Annotated in this window: 5 protein-coding genes and 1 pseudogene; all 6 read left to right on the top strand. The window is 76.3% G+C overall.

Annotation, left to right across the window (positions count from 1 at the left end):
• Nucleotides 1-143 precede the first annotated feature (143 nt).
• Entirely contained in the window at nt 144-509 is a 366-nt protein-coding gene (locus DLJ47_RS31180; RefSeq protein WP_199236083.1) for a hypothetical protein, read from the top strand.
• Nucleotides 506-982, top strand: coding sequence for a roadblock/LC7 domain-containing protein (locus DLJ47_RS31175; protein WP_109905409.1), 477 nt, complete (start codon nt 506-508; stop codon nt 980-982). The genes DLJ47_RS31180 and DLJ47_RS31175 overlap by 4 nt, the downstream gene beginning before the upstream one ends.
• Nucleotides 979-1,452, top strand: coding sequence for a DUF742 domain-containing protein (locus tag DLJ47_RS31170; RefSeq protein WP_109905407.1), 474 nt, complete (start codon nt 979-981; stop codon nt 1,450-1,452). The genes DLJ47_RS31175 and DLJ47_RS31170 overlap by 4 nt, the downstream gene beginning before the upstream one ends.
• A gap of 175 nt (nt 1,453-1,627) precedes the next feature.
• The gene (locus DLJ47_RS31165) at nt 1,628-2,179 is read left to right on the top strand and encodes a GTP-binding protein (protein ID WP_109905411.1); all 552 of its coding nucleotides are present in this window, start codon (nt 1,628-1,630) and stop codon (nt 2,177-2,179) included.
• Nucleotides 2,180-2,222: 43 nt separating this feature from the next.
• Nucleotides 2,223-2,825 carry a hypothetical protein gene (locus tag DLJ47_RS37680; RefSeq protein ID WP_274703367.1) on the top strand — a complete coding sequence of 201 codons (603 nt, stop codon included), beginning with the start codon at nt 2,223-2,225 and terminating at the stop codon, nt 2,823-2,825.
• A 38-nt stretch (nt 2,826-2,863) separates the two neighbouring features.
• Nucleotides 2,864-3,517, top strand: a pseudogene (locus DLJ47_RS31155) (AAA family ATPase); the annotation flags it as partial.

The following is a 3,517-nucleotide window of genomic DNA, read 5'->3' as shown; positions in this document are numbered from 1 at the left end:
GCAGAAGACGGGATACGAGGTAGGCTCCGGTCTCGTGGGCTCGGAGATGTGTATAAGGGGCAGGGCCGGGCCTGCCCAGGGTCGGCATCCGGCAGCGGGTGCCCGGTGCCAGCCTGCCCCCGGCCGGCGCATCCGCCCGGCCGGTGGACGCCACAGGCACCGACCCGGCCGCCGCCCGGGCGTTGCTGGAGTCGTTCGAGTCCGGCGTACGCCGGGCCGAGCTGACCCTCCCCGCCGGTGTCCCGGAGCCGGTCGAGCCCGCCCGGCCCGCCGGGCCGCCCCACCACGCCGACCCGGCCGACCACCCCGGTACGCCCGCCGGGCTGGCGCTGAACCGGCGGGTGCCCGGGGCGAACCTGACCACCTCCCCGGCCCAGCAGCCGGTCAGCCACCACCCCGGTGACCCGGCCGAGGTCCGCGACCTCCTCACCGCGTTCGAGGCGGGCGTCGCCCGCGCTCTGCACGAAGTCCGCCCAGACCGGCCCGACGAAGAGGGAACATCACGGTGACCAGCACCTTCCCGCACGACAGCCTCGACCACCAGAACCACCCCGACTCCGGCGGTGACCTCAGCCCGGAGGCCCGCACCTTCAACTGGCTGCTGGACTCCTTCACCTCCGGCACGGCCGGCGTGCTGGAGGCGATCGCGGTCTCCTCGGACGGGCTGCTGATGGCGATGTCCGCGATCAAGGACCGGTCCAACGCGGAGCGGCTCGCCGCCGTGGTCTCCGGCATGACCAGCCTGGCCGGCGGTGCCGCGAGCTGGTACGCCCTCGGCGGGTTGAACCGGGTGGTCGTCGACATGGCCGAGGGCTACCTGCTGATCACCGCGATCAGCAGCGGGTCGGTGCTCGGCGTGGTCGCCGACCGGACGGCCAACCTGGGCACCGTCGCGTACGAGATGACGCTCTTCGCCGGCCGGGCCGGCGGCGCGCTCACCCCGCGCCTGATCGCCGAGTTGAAGAACGCCGCCCAGCAATGACCCCGGACGCCCCCGGCGAGCCCGATCCGGAACCGCTGGTCCGGATCCGGCCGTACCTGCGGGCGTCCGCCGACGATCCGGGCATACCCGCGACGGTGGACGAGCCGGAGCCCGAGCCAGCCGGGCCGGCCGGGCCGCGCCCGTTCGTGCTCACCGCCGGCCGGGTGACCGGCGCCGACCCGGCGATCGGGCTGGAGACCCAGGTGACCGCCCGGCCGGACACCACCCCGTGGACGGTCCCGCCGGCCCGGCTCGCCCCGGAACTGGCGGCGATCGTCGCGCTCTGCGCCGAACCGATCTCGGTCGCGGAGATCTCCGCCCGGACCCGGCTGCACTTCGGCGTGACCCGGGTGCTGGTCGGCGACCTGCGCGCCGCCGGCCACCTGGACGTGCACGTCACCGACGCCGACGACGCCCACGACCCCGACCTCATCCTGCGAGTGATTGATGGACTTCGTGCGATCTCCTGACTGGCCGGGCGCCCCGCAGGGCGCGGTCGCCGCCAACAGCGCCGCCGCCCGGTACGGCGCTCCGAGCGGCACGCCGCCACCGGTCGGGCGGGCGACGCCGCCGCGACCGCCGGCCCCGTCCACCGGACGCGTCCCGGCGCCCCGGGCGGCCCCGGCCGGACGCGCCGCGCCGCCGATTCCGGTGAAGATCCTGATCGCCGGCGGCTTCGGGGTCGGCAAGACCACCACGGTGGGCGCCATCTCGGAGATCGCCCCGCTGACCACCGAGGCGGAGATGACCACGGCCGGGATCGGCGTCAACGACCCGGGCGTACGCACCGCGAAGACCACCACCACGGTGGCGATGGACTTCGGCTGCGTCACCATCGACCGCAGCCTGAAGCTGTACCTGTTCGGCACGCCGGGGCAGGCCCGGTTCGGTTTCATGTGGGACGACCTGGCCCGGGGCGCGCTGGGCGCGCTGGTCGTGGTGGACAGCAGCCGGCTGGACGACTGCTACCCGGCCATCGACTTCTTCGAGCGCGCCGGGCTGCCCTTCGCGGTCGGGGTGAACGCCTTCGACGGGCGGCTCGCGCACGACCTCGGCGCGATCCGGTGGGCGCTGGCCATCGGCGACCACGTGCCGCTGGTGCAGTTCGACGCCCGGGACCGGCTCTCGGTGCGGGACGCCCTGCTGGTCGTCCTGGACCGGGCGCTGGACCGGGCCACCCGGGAGCGGGGGGACTGAACTCCCGGGCGCTCAGACCCGTTTCATCGAAGGGGTGGTCGTGATGAGGGGTGGTTTGGACGAGACACTGGCCCGGTTGGCGCGGCGCGAGGAGGCGTTGCGGCGGCGGGCCGCCGAGCCGGCCGGCGCGGCGGATCCGACCGAGCGGCCGGAGCCCGGCCCGGGTCGGACCGAGACCGGCCGAAACGCCGGGCCGGGCTGGGCCGACACCCTGGTGCCGCGCCGGACGGACGGCCCGGACCCGGGCCGGGCGGACGGCCGGGAACGCGGCGACGGCGGGCCGGGCAGCCGGGAACGCGGCGGCGGGGTGGGCAGTCACCGCGCCGCCGACGACACCGCCGGGCGGGACCCGGTCGAGGAGGTGGCCGAGGCGGTCCGCCGGGTGGTCGCCGGCCACCCGGGGCTGGCGGTCACCGTCCGGGTCGAGCAGGACGGGCAGGCGTACCCGCTGCGGGTGGCCTGGTCCGGGCCGGACGTGACGGTCCACGCGGAGCCGGCTCCGCCGCCGACCTGGCCGCTGTCGGTCAACACCGTGCCCGACCTGCCCTCCGGCCGGGACGGGGTACGCCCCGACCCGGCGGCCCGGCTCGCCGAACTGATCCGCCGGGATCCCACCCTGCTGGCCGACGGCGACCATCCCCGGTGACCGGGCGCGGGGGTGACGCCGGCGGCTAGGGTCGGGCGGTGGATCGACCCGACCTGACCCTGACCGCGAGCCTGCGGCCGGCGGCGTTGGACGCCCGGCGGGGCGTCGTCCGGTTGCACCCGGAGGTGCTCACCGCGCTCGGGTTGCGCCCGGGCGACCCGGTGCGACTGGCCGGCCGGCGGGTGACCGCCGGCATCGTGGCGGCGGCCGAGCCGACCGCGAGCACCGCCCTGCTCTACGCCGACGATTTGACCCTGGGCAACCTCGGTGTCCGGGACGGCGGCCAGGTCACGGTCAGCCCCGCCCCGGTCACCCCGGCCCGCCGGGTGCTGCTCGCCGGGCCCGCCGAGATCGCCGCCGTGGTCTCCCCGGAGATGCTCCGGCTCGCCCTGCTCGGCAAGGTGGTGACCACCGGCGACGACGTGTCGCTGCTGCCGCAGGACGTGCTGCCGGACGCCGCGACCCGAAGCCTGGTCGAGGCGGCCCGGCGCAGCCTGTCCAACCGGGTCGGCTACGCCTGGACCAGCACCCTGCTCGGGGTCGTCGCCGCCGAGCCGGAGGGTGCGCTGGTCACCATGGACACCCTGGTCGGCTGGGAACACGGCCCGGTCACCCACGGCTCCGCCGGCACGTCGGCGGAGCCGTGGGTGACCGGGCCGTGTTCCCAGCCGACCAGGGTGTCCATGGTGACC

Source organism: Micromonospora sp. S4605, from assembly GCF_003176715.1.
Taxonomy (GTDB): Bacteria; Actinomycetota; Actinomycetes; order Mycobacteriales; family Micromonosporaceae; genus Micromonospora; species Micromonospora echinaurantiaca.
Note: the sequence above shows the minus strand (reverse complement) of the source record. Positions and strands in the feature narration are given on the sequence as shown.

Coding starts and splice junctions, on each gene's coding strand:
- DLJ47_RS31170 (WP_109905407.1), top strand. CDS start 979: ATGACCCCGGACGCCCCCGGCGAGCCCGATCCGGAACCGCTGGTCCGG.
- DLJ47_RS37680 (WP_274703367.1), top strand. CDS start 2,223: ATGAGGGGTGGTTTGGACGAGACACTGGCCCGGTTGGCGCGGCGCGAG.